The following is a 277-nucleotide window of genomic DNA, read 5'->3' as shown; positions in this document are numbered from 1 at the left end:
ATAGTTGCGGGCCTGCATTTCGGTCGCGACGACGTTGCCATATCTATCGACCAAGACGCGGTTGCCGTTGCGATCGCGTGTATAATAGACGTCAGCGCCGGGCGGCACGTACTCAATGATGGCGCCGTCCGGGGTTACCATGACGACACCGCGCTCGCGGCGGCCAAACTGCTGCGCATCCGCAACGGGTGCGACAGCGGTTAACGCAAGCACGGCAGCAGCAAGGGACAAACCCGATTTTACAAAGCGATTCACGTCTTTCACCTCGACCAGTGGC

1 protein-coding gene is annotated in these 277 nt (G+C 59.9%); it reads right to left on the bottom strand.

The window, feature by feature from the left end; genetic code table 11:
• The coding region (locus ACPYOM_RS22405; RefSeq protein ID WP_481347649.1) for a hypothetical protein at positions 1–255 on the bottom strand (255 nt) is incomplete at its 3' end.
• Positions 256–277 lie beyond the last annotated feature (22 nt).

It is taken from the genome of Monashia sp. HAY1-2A, from assembly GCF_056755315.1.
The sequence above is the reverse complement of the archived record's forward strand: the minus strand, read 5'-3'. Positions and strand labels throughout refer to the sequence as shown.